Here is a 23,550-nt window from a genome sequence, read left to right on the forward strand (position 1 = left end):
CAAATTCGTGGGTATAATAGGCGGCATAAGCTATCAATTACAACCGAAAGCGGCTAACGGGCTGCGGATCATATGCAGCTAGTAGCCGAGGCCAAAGCCGCAAAGGGAGAAATAACGGTGACACACGAGTACACACAACTAACCGACGATTTGTTTAGTATAGCCGATTGGCAACGTTACATTACATCAGCATTGAACGGTGCCGATGTATATTTTGGCCATGGCGCTGCAGATGGTTGGGAAGAAGGGTTGTTGATGTTATCAGCTGTTACGTCATTGAGTTTCCAAGAATTGAATGAATGCCGAAGCTGCCGTTTAACTACCGATGAAAAACTACAATTAGTAGCCTTAGTAAACCGCCGCATCCGCGATAAAATTCCAGCGGCGTATTTAGTGCATAAAGCGTGGTTTGCCGATTTGCCGTTTTACGTAGATGAGCGCGTGCTCGTGCCGCGTTCACCTATTGCCGAATTAATTCAACAACACTTTGCGCCTTGGATCAACGAAGAGCCTGCACGCATTCTAGATTTGTGCACCGGCTCTGGGTGCATCGCTATTGCGTGCGCTTATGCCTTTGCTGATGCGGAAGTTGATGCGGTAGATATCAGCGCTGATGCATTAGAAGTAGCGCGTATGAATATCGAAGAACACGGCTTGAGTGAACGCGTTGAAGCAATTGAATCTGATGGGTTAGATGCACTTACTGGTAAAATATACGATCTCATTGTTACTAATCCGCCGTATGTTGATGCTGAAGATATGGCAGATTTACCGGATGAATATCATCACGAACCAGAACTAGGCTTAGCCGCAGGGCAAGATGGCTTAGATTTAGTGCGGCGCATTTTGCGTGATGCCCCAGAGCATCTTTCTGCCAATGGTATCTTAGTATGCGAAGTAGGCAACAGCATGGTGCACATGATGGAAGAATGGCCGGAAGTGCCGTTTATCTGGTTAGATTTTGAAAATGGCGGCGCCGGTGTGTTCGTGATTAATCGTGAGCAGCTGGTTGCGCATGCGGCCGAGTTCGCAGATAAATAAATTCGGCTATTCTGCGATATTTTTTCGCGGCACAAAGCGAATAGCATAAACAGATAATAGTAATTAAAAAAAATTAGCAAGGGGCTGGCATGAGCGCAAATACGTTTGGTGAACTATTTCGAGTAACAACCTTTGGCGAAAGCCATGGGCCAGCTCTAGGTGCTGTTATTGATGGCTGCCCACCTGGCATTGAAATTGATGAAGCGTATATTCAAGCGCAATTAGATCGCCGTAAACCGGGTAACAATCGTTACACCACACCGCGCCGTGAAGCTGATCAAATAAAGATACTCTCGGGTGTATTTGAAGGTAAAACTACCGGAACCCCTATTGGTTTAGTAATTGAAAACACTGATCAACGTAGCCGTGATTATTCCGATATCAAAGATTTATTCCGCCCAGGCCATGCTGATTACACTTATGCACACAAATATGGCCACCGCGATTACCGTGGGGGGGGCCGTTCATCTGCTCGGGAAACCGCAATGCGCGTAGCTGCTGGTGCTATAGCGCAACAGTTTTTGCAACAGCAAGGCATTCAAATTCGCGCAGCAATGACACAAATGGGCGCGGTAACGGCTAGCGAGCTAGATTGGCAAGAAGTGCCAAAAAATCCGTTTTTCTTTCCTGATGCAAGCAAGATCGATGATCTTGATGCACTTATTCGAGAACTTAAGAAAGCAGGTGATTCTGTAGGCGCGAAGATTCGGGTTGAAGCTACGGGCGTTCCTGCAGGGCTCGGAGAGCCAGTTTTTGATCGGTTAGATGCTGATTTAGCCAAGGCGTTGATGTCGATTAATGCAGTAAAAGCGGTGAGCATTGGTGATGGTTTTGCGGTTGTTGAGCAACGCGGGTCAGAGCATCGTGATGAAATGACACCAGAAGGCTTTTGCTCCAACCATGCCGGTGGTGTGCTTGGTGGCATTAGTAGTGGGCAAACAATTACGGCTGAAATCGCACTGAAACCAACCTCAAGTATTAAGCTTGAGGGTAAAACAATCGATCAATTTGGTAATGCGCAAATGATTAGCACCCATGGCCGACATGACCCTTGTGTAGGTATTCGCGCTGTGCCGATTGCCGAAGCAATGATGGCTCTTACCCTAATTGATCATTGGCTGCGCCAACGCGCTCAAAATGGCCATGTAACTACTAATGTGCCGCATTTGAAATGAACCAAGTTGCTTTCCATCGCCAATGTCGGCGCTTGAGTTGGTCCTACTTTGGCTATTTCGCAGTACTCGCATTATTAGTGCCATACCTAGGCTTTTATCTTGATGCTCTAGGCTTTAGTTCGCGAGAAATAGGCGAACTTATCGCTATTTCTACTATTTGCCGGGTGATAGGGCCGCCGCTTTGGGCTGCCATAGCTGATCGTTTAGGCAAGTTGGTGCCGCTGATTCGTTTTGGTGTGTTGAGTTCACTGGTTATGTTGGTGCTACTGGCGCAGGTGAATAGCTATCTTGCGGTAGCCTCTTTACTTGGGTTGGTAAGCCTTTTTTGGTCTGCAATTTTGCCTCAGCTTGAAGTGGTAACACTGGCAAGTTTGGGTGCAGAAAATCATCGTTATAGTCGCATTCGTATGGCCGGTAGCTTCGGCTTTATTTTGGTAGCGCTAATCACCGCTGAATTACTAGATTTAGCAGGAACCGAGAGCTTTCCGATACTCGGCGCAATATTGCTGCTGCCGTTGCTTTTAGCTGTAAGTAAACTGCAAGAACCTGAACGAGCCTATCAAGACCCAAATCAACCTATTCCTGAAGGTTTTTGGCGGCGCATTCGGCGTCGGCCCTTTGTGATGTTTATTGCTTCTACCATGTTACTGCAAATGAGCTTTGCGCCGTTTTATGCATTTTTTGCTCTGTACTTAACCCAACTAGGTTATGCGCCGATTGCTGTGGGTGCACTTATTTCATTGGGTGTGGCCGCCGAAGTTGCAATGTTTTTCATTGCTGGCCGCTTAGTTGTGCAGTTTACCGTGCGCCGGTTACTTATGTTTTGTTTGGCGCTTACCAGTTTGCGTTGGTTGGCGTTGGCAAATTTCGCCGATGTGTTGTGGTGGCTAATACCGATTCAACTCGTACACGCTTTCAGCTTCGCGTTGCATCACAGTGCTGCAATGCGGTATGTGCATAGCTATTTTCCTGCCGATCAGCATAGCCGCGGCCAAGCTTTCTATTTAAGCGTTGGATTTGCCGGTGGTGGCGCACTCGGTGCTTGGATTGCAGGTTTTTTGTGGCAGCAAGGCGAGGGGGCGGAATTTACTTTTACCGCTGCTGCTATCGCTGCGCTACTCGGCCTCATAGCAGCCATGTTTATCCGCGAGCGCGTGAGTTTAAACCCAGCTAGTGCAAACTAGCCAACCTTATGCCGTTCGAATCGGTGAGCTTTAGGCGTGGCGCGATTAGTGGGGTAGTTATTCGCGGCTGAGTTGGTGATAATAGAGAGAATAACTATAAAACGCTAACGAGGTTGCCATGAAACAACTCACTACTTATTTTGCATTGCTTGTGCTGGTATTCAGCATGCTGCAATTACCTGCTGCAAGCGCACAAACAGCCGAAACTCGCCCTCTGGAACTTACTGATATCATGCAGTTCCGAGAGATCGATCAGCGCCAACAAAGCGAGAACTTAGAAACTATCGCTTTTTCTGCAAACCCCGATTATGGCGACCGTGAAGGTGTAGTGGTGCGCAGCCAAGATGGCGAAACCTTCTCTGTTCCTCGTGGCCATGCGCCAAAGGTAAGCTCCGATGGTGCCTTTGTTGTATTTATGCAAGAACCACCCTTGTTAGATCGTGAACAAGCGAGTTCGCGTGACGAGCGTGCGAAGCTCGTAAGTAATGCCGTGTTAGTAAATGTTAGCACCGGCGAGCAACAAAACTTTAGCCATGCTGGCTCAGCTGCTTTTAGCGGTGATGGTAATTATTTGTTGGTACTGCACGAGAAAGAATTTAGCAAAGAGAATGGTAGCCCCGAAGGGCAAATTCTCACGCTGATTAGTTTGAGTTCTGGCGAACAAACGCAAATTAATAATATTAGCGACTACGCGGTAGCCGAAAAAGGTAGCCGCGTGGTGTGGGTTGAACACACTAAACATGAAGAAGCAGTGCAAGATGAAGCTGCAGATTCGGAAACTGCCAATAGCGATAATGAAAGCGCTAAACAAGACCCGAAAGTAGAAGCGGCCGTAGTGATGTTCAACACTGCAAATAACCAACGCAATGTTCTCGATCGTTCTACTGAGCTTAAATACAGCAAGCTTACCTTTGCACCTAATGCTGAGTTTTTTGCTTTTTTATCTGGCGAAAGAGAAACCAAGTTAACTGAAACGCCACAAACACTCTGGTTATGGCAGCAAGGCCAAGCGAGCGCGCGGGCAGCCGATGTTGCTCGCAACGGTATGATTCTTTCTGAGCACAGCGCAATGCGTTTCAGCGATGATAGCCAGCGCTTATTCATTGGCCATCGGCCAAACCCAGAAGAAAAACAAGAAACTGATTTAAAACCAAAATCAGCGGAAGATCTTTACAATCTTGACCGCCTATTAGGTGATCGCCGCTTGCAAGTATGGCACGGCGACGATGGTATGATTCAGCCACAACAACGGCAAAATTATAACCGTATGTTGCGCGCAACTGCTGCTGCAGTGTTTTATCCAGCTGCGGGCACAATGGTGGCATTAAGCAATGAGCCGTTAGAATCAATTAGCCTAAATGATCACCCATTCGCTGCATTAGCGTGGAACAGTGAACCTTACCAACGAGAAGTAACCTGGAATGGCTTTCACCACGATTTATATTGGGTGAATTTAACTACCGGCGAACGTAAATTGGTAGCCGAGAAACTGCGTTCAAGCGAACGTGGCAGCTTATCGCCGAACGGACGTTATGTTGTGTTTGTGCAAGATAATGAGCTCAAACGTTTTGATAGTGAAAACGGGCGCAGCGAGGTTGTTGGCGAAAATGCTAACGTTTCTTGGGTGAATGAAGAAAACGATGTACCGGCCGAGCCGCGCAGCTATGGTGTAGCGGGTTGGGCTGCTGATAGTAGCGCATTTTGGGTATATGATCGTTTTGATATCTGGCAAATAGCAGCCAACGGAAACGCCACGAACTTAACGCAAGTTGGCCGCGATAACGATCGTCAGTTCCGCGTAGCATATACCGATGATCACAACGTAATTAATGCGGCAGAGCCGGTGCTATTACGCGCTTATCACGAACGTTTGAAAACTAGTGGCTTCTATCAGCTTGATGTGGCGGCAGGCGAGTTAACTACGCTTATTGAAGGCGAGAAAACCTATAGCTTCTTGGCGCATAGCGAAGATAAGCAACAGGTGTTGTTTACCGAGCAAGATTTCCGCCAGTTTCCTGATTTAATGATTGCCGGCCGTGATTTTGCAGCAGCAAAACAACTAACCAATGTAAACCCACAGCAGAGTGAGTTTGTGTGGGGTAATGCAGAGTTAGTGGAATGGGAATCAACGCGTGGTGAGCCACTACAAGGCGTTTTGATTAAGCCGGATAACTACGATGCGAACAAACGTTACCCAGTGATGGTGTACTTCTACGAGAAATTCTCGCAGCGTTTATACCAGTGGAATCAAATGAAAGTGAATCACCGTCCGAACTTCCCATATTTCTTAGGTCAAGATTATGTGGTGTTTTTGCCGGATGTTCATTTTCGCCATGGTGCACCAGGGCCAAGTGCTACTGAATCATTAGTGCCGGCAATGGAAAAAATCATTGAAATGGGTGTTGCAGATCCAGATGCGATTGGCCTACACGGGCATAGCTGGTCGGGTTATCAAGCGGCTTTCTTAGTAGCTGAAACTGATATTTTCGCAGCGGTGGTTTCGGGTGCACCGGTATCGAACATGACAAGTGCTTACAGCGGTATTCGTTGGGGTTCAGGTTTAGCTCGCCAATTCCAATATGAAACTGGGCAAAGCCGTATTGGTGATAGCATGTATGATAATCTCGAACCATACCTGAAGAACTCACCGGTGTTTGTGGCTGATAAAATCAATACACCAATGCTAATTCAGTTCGGTGATAAAGATGAGGCCGTTCCATGGGAGCAGGGAATCGAGTATTATCTGGCCTTGCGCCGTTTAGATAAGCCGGTGGTTATGTTGCAATACGAAGGTGAACCGCACCATTTGCAGCGTTACGCCAATAAAATTGATTACACGTTGAAAATGCTTGAGTTCTTTGATTACTACCTAAAAGGTGAAGAAGCACCAGAGTGGTGGGTTGAAGGCTTGGAGTATCAACATTACGAATAGGTTTTATCGCTGAGTATGGCTATAATTCTTGAAGCGCAGGCGGGTCAATTGATCCGCCTGTTTAATAATACCTTCCAAGAAAGTGATCAAACCATTTTGCTCGCGGGTGAGCACGAACCTGTGTACCTGCCTAACTCAAATAAACACCCAATGCACCGCATTGTATTTGCGCATGGCTATGCTCGCTCAGCGTTACATGAAATAGCGCATTGGTGCTTGGCTGGAAAAGTTCGGCGGCATTTGCCCGATTTTGGCTATTGGTATGCACCTGATGGCCGTGAGCCAGAACTACAAGCTCGTTTTGAGCAAGCGGAAGTGCACCCGCAAGCAATTGAATGGTATTTAAGTTTAGCGGCCGATATCCAGTTTGAAATTAGTGTTGATAACCTCAGTGGTGAGGAGCCGCCGAAGCGTTTGGAATTTGCAGCATCGGTAGTTGAAAAAGCGCTTTTACGTGCAAAAGTAGGCTGGCCGCCGCGAGCAGAACGCTTTGCTAAAGTATTACAAGATTACTGGAGTACCCCAGCGGTTACTTACGCGCGTTTAGAGCAAGAGGGTTTGCGCATGCTTAACCGGGAGCAACAACGCCAATTTGAGAGCGAGATGAGCAGGTTAAAAGAACCAACAGAGGTAGTTAGCGATGTACCAGTATAGTTTTGGCTTGGTAATTAACCCTTTTGCTGGCATCGGTGGCGCAGTTGCTTTAAAAGGCAGCGATGGCGTTGCAACGCGCAACGAAGCGCTAGCGCGAGGTGCTGAGCAAAAGGCCGAAAAGCGTACAGCGCAAGCGCTTTCTGTGTTGTTACCTTATCGTGAAGAAATCAAGTTTATAACGGCCTCAGGAAATATGGGTGCCGATCTATTAGCTGAGCTTGGTTTCCATCATGAAGTGATTTATCACGCAGCAAACACACAAACTGAAGCGAGCGATACCCAACAAGCGGTTACCGCTATTGCCACGCAGAAACCTGATTTATTGTTATTCGCTGGTGGCGATGGCACTGCCCGTGATGTGGCCTCGGCTTTGCAGCAGTGTGCGCGAATAGTAGGTAATAAATTTGGTAATTGGAACCCAGAAGAATTGCCGGTGGTGGGTATTCCTGCAGGTGTAAAAATTCATTCTGGAGTATATGCAATTACACCTTCAGGTGCAGGCAAAGTTCTGGAGCAATTAATTACAGGCAAGCTCACTACATTGCGAGCAGCCGATGTAATGGATATCGATGAAGAAGCCTTTCGTAAGGGTACAGTGCGCGCCCGCCGTTATGCTGAGCTGCAGGTGCCGGGCGAATTGGAATACATGCAGGCGGTAAAAATTGGTGGCAAAGAAAGTGATGAACTGGTGCTCGCCGATATCGCTGCCGATGTTATCGAAAGTATGGAAGATGACACCCTATATATCATGGGCTCGGGCTCTACGGTTGATTTCTTAATGGGCGAGTTAGGCCATGAAAATACGTTGTTGGGCGTTGATGTGGTGTATCACGGCAAAGTAGAAAAAGCCGATATTACCGGTGCAGAATTAGAGCAGCGAGTGCAACAAGCAAAGCAGAATAAAACGCCAATGGCGTTGGTGATCACCTTGATAGGTGGCCAGGGCCACGTTTTTGGCCGCGGCAATCAACAGCTTACTCCGGCGGTTATTCGGGCCGTTGGTAAGGATAATATTCAGATCATTGCTACAAAAGCAAAGTTACAGGCGCTAAACGGCCGGCCATTAAGAGTAGATACCGGTGATGCCGAGCTCGATGCTGAACTCAGTGGTTTTATTGCGGTAACTACCGGCTACCACGATAGAACTATGGTAGCCGTTCAGGGTTAAATAGCGCTTAAAACTGCGCTACGGGCATGTGCACTATAATGCCATCGAGCTCATCACTCATAGTGATTTGGCAGCTTAACCGGCTATTTTCTTGCGGATCGCGAGCAACATCAATCATACTTTCTTCGATATCGTCGGCTGGGGTAAGTTTTTCAATCCATTCTGGTGCCACATAAACATGGCAAGTGGCACACGACATTACACCACCGCATTCGCCAATAATACCATCGAGCATATTATCAGTAGCCGCTTCCATTAAAGTTTGCCCATTTTCAACGTCGAGTTCGTATTGGCCACCTTTGGCATCAATGAAAATCGCTTTTGGCATTTTGCTATCCTATTTAAATAAAATTCAGAAAATAAAGTGTGAATGCATAGGGGTACGTATCTTCGCCCAACATGGTGTTATAATCGTTCGCAATCTGAATACGAATGTTAGCATAAAAAGGAGCACCCATGGGATTGCACAGTAACCAAGAATATTTTGTATCTTGGGAAGAACTTCATCGCGCTACCCGCGAATTAGCCCGCCGTCAATTACCTGCAGAACAATGGCAGGGCATCATTGCAGTAAGCCGCGGTGGTTTAGTGCCTGCAGCTATTCTTGCTCGTGAATTGAATATTCGTTTGGTTGAAAGCGTTTGTGTGCGTAGTTATGCTCACCAAAGCCAAGCCGCTGAACCAGAAATGCTGAAAGATATTAGTTGTACCGAAGATGGTGCAGGCTTTTTAGTGGTAGATGATCTGGTAGATACGGGCAATACGTTGCGTTTTTTGCGTAAGCGCTTGCCAAAAGCTAAGTTTGTTACCGTGTATGCTAAACCAGAGGGTTTGCCGCTAGTTGATGAATATGAAGCGGATATTGAACAAAGCACATGGATTCATTTTCCGTGGGATGTGCATTTGCACTACGTAGATCCACTCGCAGGTGAAGATAACTAAAGAATAGTGTTGGCGTTGCTAAACTCGAGTTCAGCAACGCCAATGAAATCCTCTAATTAATCGCCTTGAACACGCGCCAACACATCAGAAATTTTCAGGGTTTCTTTCTCACCGCTGCGGCGATTTTTATATTCAACCGCTTGTTCATCAAGGTTCCGTTCACCTATAACAATAGTGTGTGGAATACCAATCAATTCCATATCGGCAAACATCACGCCTGGACGCTCTTTACGATCATCGAACAACACTTCGATACCAGCTGCCTTGAGTTCTGCGTATAGGTTTTCCGCCACTTCCTGCACACGTGCCGATTTATGCATATTCATTGGCAAAATACACACTTGGTAAGGCGCCATAGCCGCAGGCCAGATAATGCCATTGGCATCGTTGTTCTGTTCAATAGCGGCGGCAACAATGCGCGAAACACCGATACCGTAACAACCCATGATCAAGGCTTGGTTTTTACCTTCTTCGTTCAATACGCCGGCTTTCATGGCTTCGCTGTACTTGGTACCAAGCTGGAAAATATGGCCAACTTCAATGCCGCGGGCAATATTTAAAGTGCCTTTGCCATCAGGGCTGGCATCACCGGCTTGAACGTTGCGCAAATCAGCTACTTCTGGCAAATCAACATCGCGGTTCCAATTAATACCAAAGAAGTGGAAGCCATCTTCGTTGGCACCAGCAGCAAAATCGCTCATGCTGGCTACCGCGCGATCGACAATTACTGGCATGGTTAGGTTTACTGGGCCAAGCGAACCAGGGCCTGCACCAACCGCTGCTTTAATTTCTTCATCGCTGGCAAATACCAATGGTGAGGCTACAGCAGGGTGTTTTGCTGCCTTTATTTCGTTGAGGTCATGATCGCCACGAATAATTAAGGCTACTAGTTTTGCTTTTTTGCCAGTGGCTGCTTCTGTTGCTTTTTTATCGCTTGCGCCAGTAGCTTCTGCCGCATGCACAATAAGTGTTTTAACTGTGTTTTCGATGTTTACAGCAAATTGCTCAACCAACGCTTTAATGGTTTTCGCTTCCGGCGTGGCTATCTTTTCCATGGCCTGTGTGGCGGCTAGCGGCTCATCGGCGATTGCCATGGCTTCTGCAAGTTCAACGTTGGCAGCGTAATCTGAGCTATCAGAAAATGCGATATCATCTTCACCAGAACTAGCTAAAACATGAAACTCGTGGCTCATGTTGCCGCCAATTGAACCAGTATCGGCAATTACTGGGCGGAAATCTAAGCCCAAGCGGGTGAAGATATTGCAATAAGCATCAAACATGGTTTTGTAGGTATCTTCCAAACTCTCTTGCGTGGTGTGGAACGAATACGCATCTTTCATAATAAATTCGCGCGAGCGCATTACGCCAAAACGAGGGCGAATTTCATCACGAAATTTAGTTTGAATTTGGAATAAGTTGAGTGGTAATTGTTTGTAACTGTTTACTTCTTTACGCACTAATTCGCTGATTACTTCTTCATGGGTAGGGCCCAATACGAAATCGCGGTTGTGGCGATCTTTAATGCGCAGCAATTCAGGGCCATAATCTTGCCAGCGGCCAGATTCTTCCCATAAATCGGCAGGCTGCACCATTGGCATTAGCACTTCGATAGCGCCTGCTTTTTCCATTTCTTCGCGCACAACATGTTCAACTTTGCGCAATACCCGCAGGCCTGTTGGAGTCCATGTATAAAGCCCAGATGCTACTTTACGTACCATACCGGCACGCAGCATTAACTGATGGCTTATTACTTCTGCATCAGCAGGGTTTTCTTTCATTGTTCCAAGCAGGTATTGGCTAGTGCGCATATTGGTTTATCTCGTGCTAGAAATGGCAAGTTAAATGAGCTAAATAAGGCAGCATTCTAACAGCCTAGGCGCATGCAACAAAGGCTTAACTGATGCTTATTACATGATTATCGTTTGCCACTACACGCCACTTAATATTGAAATCATATAAATGCATACCGTATTCCTTATCCCAGCTTTGTTCGCGCTGATAGCCGGGGCGTGGATCTTGCTGCAACACTTCACTAATCAACTGCCGTAGCTCAGGATATTCGTGCTGATGCTGCAATAGAGCGGCCTCTGCTTCTCGGGTAAATGAAACACTCATGCCAGTAGTTTGTTTCGCATCTGCATAGCCACCAAGTGCGCCGCTTACACTATCGGAATAGGGTAGGTAAGGTTTGATGTCCAAAATTGGCGTACCGTGGAGTAGATCGAGCCCTCTCACAATCAGCTTCTTATCTTCTACGGCCACTAATTCAACTACCGAGAGGCCAATTGGATTAGGGCGAAACGTAGAACGTGTGGCAAACACGCCTTTGCGCATATTGCCACCAAGGCGCGGTGGGCGCACCAAAGGCTTCCAGCCTTGCGCTGCGGTTTCGTGGAACACAAATGTTAGCCAAAGGTGGCTAAAGGCTTCAATGCCACGCACACAATCGATGTGAGCAAACTCCTCGTTAAAATGAATAACACCACGCGCGCTGGGCACTAACCCGGGCTGGCGAGGAATAGCGAACTTTTGCCGGTAGGGTGATTCAATGAACCCGATGGGTTTGAATGTGTATTCAGTATTTGCGCTGCTCTCAGCTTTCGGCATATTCACGTTTGAGTTGGTTCTCGGTTTATTTGTCGCTACTGGATAAAGTTAATGCTTGGGCTATCGTTAAAATGGCACAGGCTACAAAAGAATGTACATATTTCACCACAATTTGTGGAATATCACTAAGTTAGATTTAGTATTAAATATTTAACCATTTAAAAACAACAGCTTGTAATTTTGGCCTGAAAATTGCTTACATATTAAATGTATATTAAAACCTATAGATTTTTAGCTAGATGCTCGAACTAATAGCAGCCAGAGCAATAATAAAAAGGAATAAGTTATGAGTAAGGCAATGAAAACAACGATGCAAAAAATGAGCTGGATCGTGGTGGCCTTTGTGGCGTCGTTAAGCATGCTTACGCTAAGCACAGCAGTATCAGCAAGCGATGAAGTTGAACGCTATCACGAAATATCTGTGGCTGATGTTAATCACGTGGTGCTGAAAAATAGTGTGGGCTCGGTTTATGTGGAACAAGGTGAGGGCACTGAACTCACGATTCGTGCGGTATTTGAAGGTAAGCGTTCAGGAATTATGCGCCGTACCAAAGATGTAAGCGATATGAACGTTGAAATTCGTGAACGCCGCGGTGTGCTAACCATCTCATTTTCAGAAAACAATGTAGAATCTACCTGGCATGTAACCTTGCCGGCTGTGGCTAAACTTGATGTCGATCTTGGTGTTGGCTTAGTAGATGTAAAAGTAGGGGCAACAGCGGTTAATATCGATTTGGGCGTAGGCGATGCAAAAGTTGAAGGGTTAATCAGCGAAGCTGGAGCTGTAAGTGCTAATGCTGGTGTAGGTTCAGCAACTATTCGTGGCGCTCATGATGTAAAAACTAAGCGTGCGATTGTTGCTGAAACAACAAGCGGCCGTGGTGATGGTGAATATCCGATTAGTATTGATATTGGTGTAGGCGATGCGGGTATTCGTTTACGTTAATGAGTAAAATATAAGTTGTATAAATAATATAAAAAGGGTGTTTCGCAAAACGAAACACCCTTTTTTTGGCATTAATTTTTAGATTAAAAAATCGTTTAACGAACGGCCAGCGTTTAATGCTTCTTGAATTGGTTTTGGCGTACGGCCTTGGCCTGTCCACGTTTTGCTTTCACCTTCAGCATCAGTATATTTATACTTTGCAGGCTTTGGTGCTCGCGCTTTATAGGGCTTACGCGGAGATTTAGTTTTACCGGCACCACTATCGGTACCGAGGAAATCTTCTGGGTTTAAACCAGCATCGGCAATTTGTTTACGAATCCGTTCGATTTCTAACTGCTTAGCAGCCAGCAGACGTTGTTGCTCAGCTTCTTCATCCTTGCGCTGCTCAATAATATTTGCCAATTTCGTAGCCACATCATTAAGTTCAGCAACGGTTAATTCTTTTGTTGCTGCATTAAGGCGGCGGGCGTGGGTTAGAATATCTGTAAACTCGCTCATGTATTATCCTATGTTGCTTTAAATGGCTAAAACCAAATTTATGGAGATATCTATTCGGAGGTGTAACTAAAAAATACCAAAATAGTACACTCTTATAATATTTCCGCTGCGTTTTAAACTTTAATACGAAAGTAACGCATGAACAATTATCGAACTATCAGTTAAGCTAAAACTTACGAAGAATTCACATACGTACTATATTCTAGGCTACATTGATTTAAATGATATATATCGATCGTACTAAGGGATATGTATTTTTATAAGCAAATAAAAAAGCCCATTAAATAATGCCGAATAACAGGGCATTCTTTAATGGGCTGATTACTAACTAAATTCAGTTTATTCGTGGTGTTTACATATTAGGATATGTGGGGCCACCAGTGCCTTCTGGTGTTACCCAGCGAATGTTTTGGCTTGGGTCTTTAATATCGCAGGTTTTGCAATGAATGCAGTTCTGCGCATTAATCTGGAAACGTTTCTCACCAGAATCAGCAATAACCACTTCATATACACCCGCAGGGCAGTAGCGTTGCGCAGGCTCATCATATTTAGCCAAATTCACTTGAATTGGAATATCTTTATCTGCTAGTTGTAAATGGCAAGGCTGATCTTCTTCATGGTTAGTATTGGATAAATAAACTGAAGAATTACGATCAAAAGAAATTTTATTATCAGGCTTTGGATAATCAATCGATTTGGCATCTTTGGCCAACTGCATACCTTCATGATCAGCTTTTGTATCTTTAATAGTAAAAGGCAATTTACCGCCAAAGAAATTTTGATCTAAGGTGTTATATGCGCCACCTAACCAAGTGCCCCATTTGTGAACAACTGGCCCAAAGTTGCGTGAACGATACAATTCATCATAGAGCCACGAATCTTTAAATGATTGCGTGTACTCTTGTAAATCAGCACCATAATTTTCACCACTAAGCGCAGCAAAAACAGTTTCAGCTGCCAACATACCGCTCTTCATAGCCGTATGGTTGCCTTTAATTTTAGCGAAATTAAGCGTACCCGCATCACAACCCACCAGTACAGCACCTGGCATGGTCATTTTCGGCAATGAATAAAAACCGCCTTTGGCAATAGCGCGCGCGCCATAACTTACACGTTTACCGTTTTCTAAAACCTTGCGAATTTGCGGGTGTTGTTTGAATTTTTGGAACTCTGCAAATGGGTTCAAATGTGGATTGGTGTAATTTAAATCAATAATTAAACCCAAGAATACTTGGCCATTCTCAGCGTGATACAAATAACCACCGCCGCTGGCTTCGTCTGTTAGCGGATAGCCAGTTGAATGCACCACTAAGCCTTCTTCGTGCTGTTCAGCTGGGATATCCCAAATTTCTTTAAAACCAATAGCGTAGTGTTGCACTGTGCTATCTTTATCTAATTGGTAGTGCTGAATAAGTTCTTTGCCCAAGTGCCCGCGGCAACCTTCAGCAAAAATAGTGTATTTCGCGCGTAGTTCCATGCCAGGCATATAACCATCTTTTGGCTCGCCATCGGCACCTACACCCATATCACCGGTAAAAACACCACATACTTCATTGTTATCGCCGTAAATCACGCTAGCGGCAGCAAACCCGGGGAACACTTCCACACCAAGCTCTTCGGCTTGGTTAGCCAACCAGCGGCATACGTTACCCATGCTAACAATGTAATTGCCATCGTTATGGAACGTTTTTGGCATCATGAAATTTGGTAATTTCGAAGCCTTTTCAGCATTACCAAACATGAAAATATCATCACGGGTTACTGGGGTGTTCAGGGGTGCGCCGCGCTCTTTCCAATCCGGAAACAATTCGGTAAGCGCGCGCGGCTCAAATACCGCACCAGAAAGAATATGCGCACCAACTTCAGAGCCTTTTTCGATAACGCAAATTTGCAATTCTTTGCCTTGCTCTTGGTTTAGCTGGGCAAGCTTGCACGCAGTGCTGAGCCCTGCAGGGCCTGCGCCCACAATCAGTACATCAAATTCCATACTCTCGCGTTCTACATCATGCGTAGCCATTGTGGGTACTCCTCACATTTCGAATTTTAAATTCTGTAATCTGTGCTTTCATTCTTTAGCGTTCAGCTAATGCCAACAAAAGGGCGAGCACAGCAGCTACCGAAACACTTCGGTGCTCAGTTGTTTATGAATTAACTAAGATATTTTAACAGGAATTATGCTGTTTGGCGCGGTTAACAACGCAGTAGCTTCATCGGCAGGCACTGCTCGGCTATAGAAATAACCTTGGCCAATGGTACAACCCCGTTCAATCAAGAAATCAGCTTGCGCTTGATTCTCTACACCCTCGGCCACAATGCCGATATCAAGGTTACGTGCCAAACTTACAATAGTTTGGGTAATAGTGGCGTCGTCTTTATCGTCGGGTAAATCTTTTACGAATGAACGATCTATTTTAAGTGCGTTGATAGGGAAGTGCTTCAAATAGGAAAGCGATGAATAACCAACACCAAAATCATCGATGGCGAGGGTTATACCATTATCGCGCATATCCTGCATAAATTGCGTGTGGCTTTTGCTATTTTCAATCAGTACTTGTTCGGTAAGCTCAAGCTCTAAGAATGCGGTTGGAATGCCAGCACTGCGCACGGCATAGAGAATCTGGTCGGTTAAATCGGGCACTTGGAATTGGCGGCCCGATAAATTCACCGAAACGCGAATATCATTTAAGCCCATATCACGCCAGCGGGCTAATTGCCGGCAAGCGGTTTGCAATACAAAATCGGAAATCGGTAGAATTAAGCCAGAATCTTCAGCGATTGGAATAAAGCGATCTGGTCCGATAATGGTGCCATCATCCTCAATCCAGCGCACTAGTGCTTCTAAGCCAATAATTTTACGGGTAGTCATATCAACCTGAGGCTGATAGAACACCGCTAATTTATTCTGTTCAATGGCATAACGGAGCTTTTTCGATAAATCGAGCCTATCGGCGAGCTCATCATGCAACTCTTGGCTATAAACGTGCCAGGTATTCCGGCCCCGCTCTTTCGCTCGATACAACGCTGTATCGGCATGGCGCATGAGCGTTTCGGCATCTTCTTTACCAGTTTGGGTAAGCGCGATACCAATACTACCGGTAACAAAAATTTCGTAACCTTCTACATTAAAATGCTTGTCTAATGCTTCGATAATTTCCGTTGCGTAAGTTTCTAAATCTTCTTGCTCACGAACATTAGTAAGCATCACCGCGAATTCATCGCCACCCAAACGTGCCAGCATTGATTTACCGCCATGTAATTCCGATAAGCGGGTAGAAACTTGTTTAAGTAATGCATCGCCGATATTGTGGCCAAGGGTATCATTCACTTCTTTAAAGTGATCGAGATCCAGAATCATTACGCCAACGCGCAAGCTCTGTTCCCGTAAAAGATCTAGCTCATCACCAAGTTGGGCAATAATAGCGTTGCGGTTTGCTAAGCCGGTAAGTGAATCGTGTTCGGCTAAATAGGCAACCCGTTGCTCTACCTTCTCGCGCTCTTCTATTTCATCATAAAGCTCGCGGTTTGCTTCCTGTAAAAGGTTTTCGCGCACCCGGCTTACGCCCAATAAATACAATACGAAAGTAAGCAAACCTGTTACCAACGAACCGGCAAGCAACACCAAGAGCGGCAATTTACTGCGCATTTCTTGTAACCGCTCAGGAGTAGGCCAGAGCTCTAGCACCCAAGTTTCACCGAATATCTGGAATACTCGGTGATTGCCCCACTGATCTTTTAAACGCTCGTTAGCGGCAAGGCTAAACATTACTTCAGAATCAGATTGGCGCACTACATGAAACGCGGTGTTATCTTTTAAGTGGCTTGCCACGGTTAAATGCAACAACCGATTCATATCAATAATGCCAGCGTAAAAACCATCATGGCTTTCACCAGAAAAAGGCACTACGAGTAGTAAATCAGCAGGATGCTCAGCAAGCTCTTCAGCACTGATTAAATAACGAGCACCAGGGTTAAATCGGCTTAACCATACGGCGATAGATTCAGGCACGGTTGTTGGTGGGCTCCAGCTATTCGGGTAGTGCCGAATAACTTCGCCATCAGCGGTAACCCAAAACAGGCTGCGGAACTGGCGGTAGTAAGAGGTAATCAATTCGCCTTCGTCAACCCATGCAGGGCCAGCTTCACCTTGCCGGCTAACCCACGTGAAGCCAAACATATGTGATTGTAATTCGCGGCGAATTTCTAATTGAAGAACATATAATTCAGAGTCAAGCGTATCGCGGATTGAATTATTATCCGAAATGCGGAGAGAGAATGTAAGAATTAGCGTTAACGCTAACCCTATAACACCGGCAAATATGGCCTGTTTATGTCTTTTTAGATTGCGCATTTAATCATATGGATGGCTATTTTTATTATACTTCCAAGACATTTAATCGTGAATGAACGCTTACTCAAAAGAACGCAAATCATTTCCCTTCATTAGGGAGCGGAAATTACGAAGCGTAAACAACACAGCGTAAATTCCTCGTTATCTAAAGCAAGTTCTTATTTTTACACGTTTAATTTTTTCGCGTCTAGTGGCGAAGCAGTTTAAAGGTGTAAATTCACGCGAAAATCACAGAAAAGCGAATTTACTGCCTAAGTTCTGCACGATCACGGAAGTACTCTAACGCTTCAGGGTTTGCTAGCGCATCAGTGTTCTTAACTTTTTCACCATGAACTACCTGGCGAACGGCTAGTTCCACAATTTTTCCGCTAATGGTTCTAGGTATATCGGCCACTTGTAGAATAACTGAAGGAACATGCCGAGGTGTTGCATTAGCACGGATGATTTTTTTAATCTCAGTGCTTAGTTCTTCGTTAAGTTCAATACCCTCGCGCAATTTCACAAAGAGCACAATGCGTTCATCATCTTGCCATTGTTGGCCAACTGCAATGCTTTCTAAAACTACATCTACTTTTTCTACTTGGCGGTAAATTTCGGCGGTACCAATGCGCACCCCACCTGGATTTAGCACCGCATCGGAACGGCCATAAATAATTACACCACCTTCGGCGGTAAGTTCGGCGTAATCACCATGAGCCCAAATATTCTCGAATCGCTCGAAGTAGGCGCTGTGATAGCGGCTACCATCAGTATCATTCCAAAAGCCGATTGGCATGCACGGGAAGCTCTGCTCGCATACGAGTTCGCCTTTTTCACCGTGTATAGGTTCACCAGCATCGTTGTATACGTTCACGGCCAAACCTAAGCCGCGGCATTGTAACTGGCCGCGATAAACCGGAAGCGTTGGGTTGCCCAAGGCAAAACAGGAAACAATATCAGTACCGCCAGAAATTGAGCTTAAGCACAGATCGGTTTTAATATCGCGATAAACATAATCAAAGCTTTCTGGGGCCAACACCGAGCCGGTAGTAAGAATTGCGCGTAAACCGTTTAACTTGTGGCTTTCACGTGGCTTTTCACCGGCTTTTTCTAGCGCTGCAAGGTATTTAGCACTAGTGCCAAACACGGTAATACCTTCTTTATCAATTAAATCTGGCATAGCTGCAGGGCTTGGATAAAAAGGAGAACCATCGAATAAGGCTAAACGAGCACCAATCGCCAAACCAGAAACCAGCCAGTTCCACATCATCCAGCCGCAAGTGGTGAAGTAAAATAGAGTATCTTCGCGGCGTAAATCGGTGTGTAAAGCATGCTCTTTAATGTGTTGCAGCAAGGTGCCGCCAATGCCGTGCACAATACACTTCGGCACACCGGTGGTGCCAGAACTGAACATGATGTAGAGCGGATCATTGAATTTGCGCGGCACAAAGTTAACTTCAGTAGTGCTGGTATCGCGATAATTATCCCAAGCTACGGCGTTGTGAATGCTGTGTGCAATGCCAGCGAAAGGAATAACTACTAAGGCTTGAACTGAAGGTAAGTTCGCTGCGATTTCATTTACTTTAGCGCTGATATCTAGGGTTTTACCGTTGTAAAAATAGCCATCCACGGTGAATAACACTTTTGGCGCCACTTGGCCAAAGCGATCAAGTACACCTTGCACACCAAAATCAGGGCTACAACTCGACCAAACCGCACCTAAGCTCGTGGTAGCTAACATCGCTACAATTGTTTCAATACAGTTAGGCAACATGCCCGCAACTCTATCACCCGCTTGCACACCTTGCTGCTTCAGCTTGGCGGCGAGTTGCGCAGTAGCTAAATAGAGTTCGGCATAAGTAATTTCAGTGCGTTCGCCGTGCTCGTTGGTAAATACCAAAGCAGGGCGGTTATCACGAAAACGCAGTAAGTTTTCAGCGAAGTTAATTTCGGCATCTGGGAACCATTCTGCGCCCGGCATTTTTTCGCCATTCACCAGAACGCGCTCACCTTTGCTACCAATCACAGCAAACTCATCCCAGAGTAAACTCCAGAATTTTTCTTTTTCAGCTATCGACCAAGCGTGCAATGCAGCATATTCATCAGAAGTATTATCATTAGAAAAATCGAGCTGGAATTTATCTTCAACGGTACGCAAAAATGCCATCATTTGTGTGCGTTCACGTTGCTCGGGGCTAGGTTGCCACAAAAGATTATTTGCCTGGTTCATAACTTCGCCTTTATTTATGCGTTTTTATTTTATTTGTTTTTTAAATTAACCTGCGCTGCGGGCAATACTTACGTTTGAACGTGGGGTAGTGCCTAGTGCTTTACAAATAGCACGGCCGGCGGCAATAGCTTTATCTAAATCAACACCCGTTTCAATGCCCATACCATCGAGCATGTAGAGCACATCTTCACTTGCCACGTTGCCACTTGCGCCTTTAGCGTAAGGGCAACCACCTAAGCCAGCTACGGCGCTATCAATTACGCTCACGCCCATAGGTAAACAGGCGGCTAAATTTGCCAGCGCTTGGCCGTAAGTATTGTGGAAATGCAGAGCGAGTTGTTCCATAGGCACATGATCGGCAACCGCGCCAAGCATGCGCTGGGCATGAATGGGTGTGCCAACGCCAATGGTATCACCGAGAGAAATTTCATAGCAGCCCATATTATGCAACTGGCGGGCTACCCGCACAACTTCGCTAATTGGCACTTCGCCTTGATAAGGGCAGCCTAAAACGCAAGAAACATAACCGCGCACACGAATGCCTTGCGCTTTCGCAGCTTCCATCACTGGCGCAAAACGATCTAACGATTCTTCAATAGAACAGTTGATGTTTTTCATGCTGAACGCTTCAGAGGCCGCACCAAAAACTGCTACTTCATCGGCTCCGGCAGCCATGGCTAACTCGAAACCTTTCAAGTTCGGAGTAAGCGCAGAATAGGTAACGCCCTTTTTGCGCTGAATTTGTTGCAACACATCGGCACTATCGGCCATTTGCGGAACCCATTTTGGGCTCACAAAGCTAGCTGATTCAATGGTTTTGAATCCGGCATCAGCTAAATTGTGAATTAATGCCACTTTATCGGCCGTGGTTACCGCTTTCTCATTTTGCAGGCCATCGCGCGGGCCCACTTCAACAATTCGCACAGAACTAGGTAGTTTGTTCGCTATATTGCTAGGCAATCTATTTGGCATTTGCGCGTTCCTTTTCTTTAGCTGCCGCATTTACAATCGTAAATGCGGTAGCTGCTTTGCTTACTTAACTACTTATTCCGTAGCTAAACTAATGAGCTCTACGCCATCAGATACTAGCTCGCCAGCGTTGAAGAATACTTGCTCTACGGTAGCATTAAATGGGGCGCGAATGGTGTATTCCATTTTCATGGCTTCCATCACTACTAGTGCTTGCCCTTCAGTTACAGTATCACCTGCAGCCACATTCACGGCCACAATGGTGCCATTCATTGGTGCGGTTAAGCTACCAGCCTCTTCTTCATGAATTAGTTCGGAAACCGCATCATATACGCTAGCATCAAAACGGCCATAATGGCTAAATACAGTGTAGCGGCTGCTTCCTTCGGCAGTTTTTGTATGCGCAATATCAGCATGGAAACGCAAACCATCTACAAGCACGGCGCCATCTTTAGCAAAACGCAGGGAAATTTCTTGCTCTGGCCAGTAAATACCCGCATCCGTTTCTTCTAAGTTTAGAATAGTGGCCGCTTCAGCCCCTGCAGTTTGCAAACAAATACGGTGTTTTGCTGCAGCATTCACCCGCCAGCCATTAGCACGCGACCAAGGATCTTGGTTAGCGGCTTGTTGGCGGTTGCGAATAATTGAGGCCGCAATAGTAAGAAGGTTAACAGGCTCTGGTAAGCCGGCTTCACGTTTATGTAAGGCTTCACCATATTGCTCAATAAAGCGCGTAGTGAACTCAGCTTTTTGAAATGCTTCGTGGCTTACAATACGGTGCAAATAATCAGTATTGGTAGTAACACCGGCAATGCGGGTTTCACGCAATGCGTTGGTTAAACGGCGCAATGCCGATTCCCGGTCGATATCCCATACAATAAGCTTGGCGATCATTGGGTCGTAGAAGGTAGTTACTTCATCGCCTTCAACAATTCCTGAATCCCAACGCACGTATGGCGAAACTTCCGGGTGCCGCAAATAGGCTAGGGTGCCAGTGCTCGGCATAAAATTATCATCTGCATTTTCAGCATAAATACGCGCTTCAAAAGCATGGCCATCGAGCACAATTTCATCTTGCTGCATCGGTAACACTTCGCCCACTGCAACACGTAATTGCCATTCTACCAAATCAACACCGGTAATCATTTCGGTAACCGGATGCTCTACTTGCAAGCGGGTGTTCATTTCCATGAAGTAGAAGCTTTCATCTTCATCGAATAAGAACTCAACGGTGCCAGCGCCCACATAATCAATCGCTTGAGCTGCACGCACCGCGGCATCGCCCATAGCTTTGCGGGTTTCTTCGCTAAGGCCAGGTGCTGGTGCTTCTTCTACCACTTTTTGGTGGCGGCGCTGCACCGAACAATCGCGCTCAGCAAGATAAACAGCGTTGCCGTGCTGATCGCAAAATACTTGAATTTCAACGTGGCGAGGGCGCGTAATAAATTTCTCTACCAGCATTTTATCGTTGCCAAAGCCGGCCTTTGCTTCGCGCCGGGCAGAGGCTAACGCTTCAGCAAATTCACTAGCTTTTTCTACGATACGCATGCCTTTACCGCCACCGCCGTAGGCTGCTTTAAGCAACACTGGGTAGCCAATTTTCTCAGCTTCTGCTGCAAGAAGATCATCACTTTGATCTTCGCCGTGATAACCGGGCACCAAAGGAACACCCGCTTCGGCCATAATGTTTTTTGCAGCACTTTTTGAACCCATAGCCGCAATTGCTTTTACCGGTGGGCCAATGAAGATAAGGCCGGCATCTTGCAACGCTTCAGCAAAGGATTCGTTTTCTGATAAAAAGCCATAGCCTGGGTGAATGGCCTGAGCGCCAGTGCGCTTTGCTGCCGCTATTACTTTATCAGCACATAGATACGATTCACTGCTTTGTGAACCTCCAATATGCACGGCTTCATCAGCTTGCAAAACATGTTGAGCGTTGGCATCGGCATCAGAATAAACCGCTACAGTTTTAATGCCCATTTCACGCGCTGTACGAATTACCCGGCAGGCAATTTCACCACGGTTGGCGATTAGAATTTTCGATAATTGTTGAACCATTATTTTTTTCCATCCGTTGCGGTTTGCTTTTGAGCCGTTTGCCAAGCTGGTGTGCGCTTCTCAAGGAACGAGCTAAGGCCTTCTTGGCCTTCAGCAGAAACACGAATTTCGGCAATACGGCGCGCCGTTTCAGCTACCAATTCTTGGTTAAGCGGCAAGTTGCTCACGTGTTGAATTAGATTCTTACAGGCTTTTACCGCTGCGGGGCTGTTGGCCAAAAGAGCGGTTAAGAAGGGCTCGAGTGCCTCTTCTAAATCGCCTTCGGTAACTTCATCCAGCAAGCCTAAACGGTGTGCTTCAGCAGCAAAAAAACGTTCAGCCGTAAGCATATAGCGGCGCGCAGCAGGTTCTCCCAGAGCACGCACAACATAAGGGCTAATAACCGCTGGAATTAGGCCTATTTTTACTTCAGAAAGGCAAAAGCTTGCTCGGCTATGGCCAATGGCCATATCGCAGCAGGCTACTAGGCCCACAGCGCCACCAAAGGCAGCGCCGTTTACTAGCGCAATGGTAGGAATTGGCAGTTGATCGAGTTCCCACATCAGAGCACCCAGTTCACCCGCATCTTCCACGTTCTCCTGATAATTTTTATCAGCCATAGAACGCATCCAATTTAAATCGGCACCAGCAGAGAAGTTTTTACCCGCCGATTGCAGCACTAATACTCGTGCATCGGTGTTTTCACGCACTTCAGCAAGGGCGGCCCGCAACTGAGCAATAATCACATCATCAAACGCGTTATGAACTTCTGGGCGATTCATGGTGAGCCGGGCAACGCCGCGGCTATCAATATTTAGAACTACATGTTCAGCAGACATA

The 23,550-nt window shown here is 46.1% G+C and carries 18 protein-coding genes; 8 read left to right on the forward strand and 10 right to left on the reverse strand.

Going from position 1 to position 23,550, the window contains the following annotated elements; genetic code table 11:
- The first annotated feature begins 72 nt into the window (after positions 1–72).
- The 6 genes from prmB to A28LD_RS00960 all read left to right on the forward strand — a co-directional run bounded on the left by prmB (position 73) and on the right by A28LD_RS00960 (position 8,154).
- On the forward strand, positions 73–1,041 hold the full coding sequence (gene prmB, locus A28LD_RS00935) for a 50S ribosomal protein L3 N(5)-glutamine methyltransferase (RefSeq protein ID WP_007419174.1): 969 nt from the start codon (positions 73–75) through the stop codon (positions 1,039–1,041).
- Between the two features lie 89 nt (positions 1,042–1,130).
- On the forward strand, positions 1,131–2,216 hold the full coding sequence (aroC, locus tag A28LD_RS00940) for a chorismate synthase (RefSeq protein ID WP_007419175.1): 1,086 nt from the start codon (positions 1,131–1,133) through the stop codon (positions 2,214–2,216).
- The gene (locus A28LD_RS00945; RefSeq protein ID WP_007419176.1) at positions 2,213–3,400 is read left to right on the forward strand and encodes an MFS transporter; all 1,188 of its coding nucleotides are present in this window, start codon (positions 2,213–2,215) and stop codon (positions 3,398–3,400) included. Before aroC ends, A28LD_RS00945 begins: the two co-directional genes overlap by 4 nt.
- Positions 3,401–3,518: 118 nt before the next feature.
- Positions 3,519–6,332, forward strand: coding sequence for a S9 family peptidase (locus A28LD_RS00950; RefSeq protein ID WP_007419177.1), 2,814 nt, complete (start codon positions 3,519–3,521; stop codon positions 6,330–6,332).
- Positions 6,333–6,347: 15 nt separating this feature from the next.
- Positions 6,348–6,986 carry an elongation factor P hydroxylase gene (locus tag A28LD_RS00955; RefSeq protein WP_007419178.1) on the forward strand — a complete coding sequence of 213 codons (639 nt, stop codon included), beginning with the start codon at positions 6,348–6,350 and terminating at the stop codon, positions 6,984–6,986.
- A complete protein-coding gene (locus A28LD_RS00960; protein ID WP_007419179.1) occupies positions 6,973–8,154 on the forward strand; it encodes an ATP-NAD kinase family protein in 1,182 nt (393 codons plus the stop codon). Before A28LD_RS00955 ends, A28LD_RS00960 begins: the two co-directional genes overlap by 14 nt.
- 7 nt (positions 8,155–8,161) lie before the next feature.
- Here A28LD_RS00960 and A28LD_RS00965 read toward each other — a convergent pair whose 3' ends face one another.
- Positions 8,162–8,482, reverse strand: coding sequence for a 2Fe-2S iron-sulfur cluster-binding protein (locus A28LD_RS00965; protein WP_007419180.1), 321 nt, complete (start codon positions 8,480–8,482; stop codon positions 8,162–8,164).
- Between the two features lie 128 nt (positions 8,483–8,610).
- Between A28LD_RS00965 and gpt the strand changes: the two genes are divergently transcribed.
- Complete coding sequence (gene gpt, locus A28LD_RS00970; protein WP_007419181.1) at positions 8,611–9,096, forward strand: xanthine phosphoribosyltransferase; 486 nt, start codon at positions 8,611–8,613, stop codon at positions 9,094–9,096.
- Positions 9,097–9,152: 56 nt separating this feature from the next.
- Here the strand turns inward: gpt and A28LD_RS00975 are convergent, their stop codons facing one another.
- Together A28LD_RS00975 and tsaA are read right to left on the reverse strand one after the other, a co-directional pair.
- Positions 9,153–10,904, reverse strand: coding sequence for a proline--tRNA ligase (locus tag A28LD_RS00975; RefSeq protein WP_007419182.1), 1,752 nt, complete (start codon positions 10,902–10,904; stop codon positions 9,153–9,155).
- Between the two features lie 85 nt (positions 10,905–10,989).
- A complete protein-coding gene (tsaA, locus tag A28LD_RS00980) occupies positions 10,990–11,703 on the reverse strand; it encodes a tRNA (N6-threonylcarbamoyladenosine(37)-N6)-methyltransferase TrmO (protein WP_007419183.1) in 714 nt (237 codons plus the stop codon).
- Between the two features lie 286 nt (positions 11,704–11,989).
- Between tsaA and A28LD_RS00985 the strand changes: the two genes are divergently transcribed.
- Complete coding sequence (locus A28LD_RS00985) at positions 11,990–12,649, forward strand: hypothetical protein (RefSeq protein ID WP_007419184.1); 660 nt, start codon at positions 11,990–11,992, stop codon at positions 12,647–12,649.
- Between the two features lie 78 nt (positions 12,650–12,727).
- Here the strand turns inward: A28LD_RS00985 and A28LD_RS00990 are convergent, their stop codons facing one another.
- The 7 genes from A28LD_RS00990 to A28LD_RS01020 all read right to left on the reverse strand — a co-directional run bounded on the left by A28LD_RS00990 (position 12,728) and on the right by A28LD_RS01020 (position 23,549).
- The gene (locus A28LD_RS00990) at positions 12,728–13,147 is read right to left on the reverse strand and encodes an H-NS family histone-like protein (protein WP_007419185.1); all 420 of its coding nucleotides are present in this window, start codon (positions 13,145–13,147) and stop codon (positions 12,728–12,730) included.
- A 352-nt stretch (positions 13,148–13,499) separates the two neighbouring features.
- Positions 13,500–15,164 (reverse strand): electron transfer flavoprotein-ubiquinone oxidoreductase, encoded by a 1,665-nt coding sequence (locus A28LD_RS00995; RefSeq protein ID WP_007419186.1) that lies wholly within the window; start codon positions 15,162–15,164, stop codon positions 13,500–13,502.
- Positions 15,165–15,299: 135 nt separating this feature from the next.
- On the reverse strand, positions 15,300–17,495 hold the full coding sequence (locus tag A28LD_RS01000) for a putative bifunctional diguanylate cyclase/phosphodiesterase (protein WP_007419187.1): 2,196 nt from the start codon (positions 17,493–17,495) through the stop codon (positions 15,300–15,302).
- A gap of 244 nt (positions 17,496–17,739) precedes the next feature.
- On the reverse strand, positions 17,740–19,704 hold the full coding sequence (locus A28LD_RS01005) for an acetoacetate--CoA ligase (protein ID WP_007419188.1): 1,965 nt from the start codon (positions 19,702–19,704) through the stop codon (positions 17,740–17,742).
- Positions 19,705–19,749: 45 nt separating this feature from the next.
- On the reverse strand, positions 19,750–20,676 hold the full coding sequence (locus tag A28LD_RS01010; RefSeq protein WP_007419189.1) for a hydroxymethylglutaryl-CoA lyase: 927 nt from the start codon (positions 20,674–20,676) through the stop codon (positions 19,750–19,752).
- Between the two features lie 72 nt (positions 20,677–20,748).
- Positions 20,749–22,731, reverse strand: a complete 1,983-nt coding sequence (locus tag A28LD_RS01015) for an acetyl/propionyl/methylcrotonyl-CoA carboxylase subunit alpha (protein ID WP_007419190.1) — start codon at positions 22,729–22,731, stop codon at positions 20,749–20,751.
- Positions 22,731–23,549, reverse strand: coding sequence for an enoyl-CoA hydratase-related protein (locus A28LD_RS01020; protein ID WP_007419191.1), 819 nt, complete (start codon positions 23,547–23,549; stop codon positions 22,731–22,733). Before A28LD_RS01020 ends, A28LD_RS01015 begins: the two co-directional genes overlap by 1 nt.
- Position 23,550: the final 1 nt, after the last annotated feature.

The sequence above is a fragment of the Idiomarina sp. A28L genome (assembly GCF_000218785.1).
In the GTDB taxonomy this organism is placed as follows: domain Bacteria; phylum Pseudomonadota; class Gammaproteobacteria; order Enterobacterales; family Alteromonadaceae; genus Aliidiomarina.